The organism is Microbacterium sp., from assembly GCF_031178525.1.
Taxonomy (GTDB): domain Bacteria; phylum Actinomycetota; class Actinomycetes; order Actinomycetales; family Microbacteriaceae; genus Microbacterium.
Genome location: NZ_JAPSJA010000335.1, coordinates 1 through 2,387, shown reverse-complemented (window position 1 = coordinate 2,387; position 2,387 = coordinate 1). Strand labels below are relative to the sequence as shown.

At 73.7% G+C, this 2,387-nt stretch carries 2 protein-coding genes; both read right to left on the bottom strand.

The window, feature by feature from the left end:
- The coding region (locus RIF89_RS14025) for a prolyl oligopeptidase family serine peptidase (RefSeq protein ID WP_309069696.1) at nt 1-1,610 on the bottom strand (1,610 nt) is incomplete at its 3' end.
- A 32-nt stretch (nt 1,611-1,642) separates the two neighbouring features.
- Nucleotides 1,643-2,347: a transcriptional repressor LexA gene (gene lexA / locus RIF89_RS14020; RefSeq protein WP_309069697.1), complete on the bottom strand. Its 705-nt coding sequence runs from the start codon at nt 2,345-2,347 to the stop codon at nt 1,643-1,645.
- Nucleotides 2,348-2,387 lie beyond the last annotated feature (40 nt).

Genomic DNA, 2,387 nt, shown 5'->3' with positions numbered 1-2,387 from the left:
TCGGCCAGGCGGCGCAGGTCCGCCACGCCGTAGCGGCTGATGCCCGCGGCGAAGGCGTCGGTGTCGGCGACCGCGCACAGCACCGTCCATCCGCCCGCCGAGCCGCCCTTGATCGCGATGCGCGCCGGATCGGCGAGGCCCGCGCGCGCGAGTCCCCGCGCGGCCGCGGCCGTGTCCGCCACGTCGGCCACGCCCCACCGGCCCTGCAGCCGCTCGCGATACGCGCGGCCGTACCCGGTCGATCCGCCGTAGTTCACATCGAGCACGCCGATGCCGCGGCTGGTGAAGAAGGCGACCGCGAGCGACAGCACCCCCGACGAATGCGCCGTCGGGCCGCCGTGCACGAGCACGAGGTACGGCGGCAGCTCTCGCTCGGGCAGGTCGACCTCGGGGTTCGTCGGCGGGTAGGCGAAGGCGTGCACCTCTCCGTCCGGGCCGTCGAAGGTCAGCGCGCGCGAGGGCGGCAGCCACACCGGATCGAGCGCGGACGCGCCGCCCCGCACGGCCTCGATCGTGCGGGCGTCCACGTCCAGCAGCCACAACCCACCGGGCACTCGCGCGCCCGCCCCCGTGAGCAGCACGCGGGCACCGCGCACGTCCCGCACGAGGATGCCGCCGGACAGCGCGGTCTCCCAGAGGTCGGCCGCGCCCGACGCCGGATCGAGCACCATCAGGGTGTCCGTGCCGTGCGTGCGCACCGCCAGGATGCGGCCGTCGTCGAGGGGCGCGAACCAGCGCGCGCCGAGGTTCCACAGCGGGCCGCCGGTGTCGGCGTCCACGGCGTGGAGCCGCTCGGCACGGGACACGGTGAGCTGGTCGAGTTGGAGCGCGTGCAGATTCCATCGCCCATCGCCCGGGCCGTCCGCCACGGGGTCCGCACTGAACAGCAGCTCGTCGTCGCCCGTCCACTCGGGCTGCAGGGCCGCGACCGGTCCGTCAGCGGTCCGTCCTCCGGCGACGACCGCGTGCTCGGTCACGGTGTCATCCGGGCCGATGCGGCCGACGCGCAGCTCGGCCGCATCCCACGGCATGTCGGGGTGGTTCCAGGCGATCCACGCGAGGCGATCGCCGCGCGGCGCGGGATAGGACAGGAAGTCGGATCCGGAGACCACGCTGCGGATCGCGGACGGGTCGTCCGCCGCGGATCCGTCGAGCGGGATGATCACGATGTCGCGCGTCGGCACACGGGCATCCCCCTGCGTCTCGCGCACCGCCCAGAGCCGCCCCTCCGCCCAGGTCAGGTCGCCGAACGCCATGCCGAGCCCGCCCGGCGTGAGCGGCGCGGGCGCGCCCCCGAGCGACATCCGGTACACGCGCTGGTCCGCGGCTTCGACGAAGAGCAGCAGGCCCTCGTCGGTCGTCGTCCAGGCGCCGCCGCCGTACTCGTGCACGCGGGACCGCGCGCTCCAGGGCGCGGGCAGCAGGCTCTCGGCGCCGTCGCCGTCCCGTCGCATGACGGTCGTGCGGCCCCTCTCCGCGGGCACGCTCTCGCTCCACCAGATCTCCGCATCCGGCCCGACGAAGCGTGCCCCGTCGAGGCGGGGCGATCCCCCCGCGATGTCGGACGCCGAGATCGGCGACGGCCAGGATCCGTACGGGAGCGTGGACATGCCCCAACGCTATCGGGAGCGCGGAGAGCGGGTCAGACCGCGCGCATCACGGCGACGACCTTGCCGAGCACCACGGACTCATCGCCCAGGATCGGCTCGAACGCCGAGTTGCGCGGCAGCAGCCACGTGTGCCCGTCGCGCTGGCGGAACACCTTCACGGTCGCTTCGCCGTCGAGCATCGCCGCGACGATGTCGCCGTTCTCGGCGGTGTTCTGCACGCGGACGACCACCCAGTCGCCGTCGCAGATCGCGGCGTCGATCATCGACTCGCCGCTGACCTTGAGCATGAACAGCTCGCCCTTGCCCACGAGCTGGCGGGGGAGCGGGAAGATCTCCTCGACCTGCTGGTCCGCCGTGATCGGCACGCCCGCCGCGATCCGGCCGACGAGCGGCACCATGGCGGCGTCCCCGACCGACGGCACGCCGGCGTCCAGGTTCTCGCCCGACTGGCCGGGAAGGTCGATCAGCACCTCCATCGCCCGGGTCTTGCCCGGATCACGGCGCAGGTAGCCGCTGAGCTCCAGCTGCCCGAGCTGGTGCGTCACGCTCGACAGCGACTTCAGCCCCACGGCGTCGCCGATCTCCCGCATGGTGGGCGGGTAGCCCTTGGACTGGATCGAGCGCTGGATGACCTCGAGGATCGCGAGCTGCTTGTCGCTCAGGCTCTTGCGCCGGCGCGTACGGCGCTTCTCCTCGCCGTCGGCTGCAAGCTCCAAGGCGGGCGTGGCGGGCGTCATGGCGGCGCTCATCTGACCGGCTCCTTCTCCTCCGACGGCG